Source organism: Adlercreutzia sp. DFI.6.23 (assembly GCF_024462535.1).
Lineage (GTDB): Bacteria > Actinomycetota > Coriobacteriia > Coriobacteriales > Eggerthellaceae > Adlercreutzia > Adlercreutzia rubneri.
The window spans coordinates 1-461 of sequence record NZ_JANGBP010000065.1 but is presented as its reverse complement, the minus strand read 5'-3'; the positions used below and the strand labels follow the sequence as shown (position 1 = coordinate 461).

Genomic DNA, 461 nt, shown 5'->3' with positions numbered 1-461 from the left:
CGACGGTGTGTTCGGTTATTTTCTGTCTCTGGCCTGCAACCACTGCTCGAGCCCGGCCTGCGTGGCGAACTGCCCCACCGGTGCCATGCAGAAGGACTAGGAGACCGGCATCGTTTGGACCGATCACGACGTGTGCATCGGCTGCAAGACCTGCGAGACCGCTTGCCCCTATGGCGCGCCGACCTACGGCGAGGAAGAGGGCTACATGTTGAAATGCGACATGTGCCGCGGCGAAGTGGCCGCGGGCGGCAAGCCTATCTGCGTTACCGGCTGTTCCATGCGCGCGCTGGACTTCGGCACTCGCGAGGAGATGATCGAGAAGTACGGCGAGGGAGATGTTGAGGTGGAGCCGCTGCCTGCCGACAACACGGGCCCCAACCTGATCCTGACGCCTCATCGCGACGCTCAGAAGTCGGGATCGGGCACTGGCTCAGTGGTCAATCTCGAGGAAGAGCTGTAGC

1 pseudogene is annotated in these 461 nt (G+C 62.9%); it reads left to right on the top strand.

Going from position 1 to position 461, the window contains the following annotated elements:
* The first annotated feature begins 7 nt into the window (after positions 1–7).
* Positions 8–460 (top strand): annotated as a pseudogene (locus NE591_RS12355) (4Fe-4S dicluster domain-containing protein).
* The last annotated feature ends 1 nt before the right edge of the window (position 461 follow it).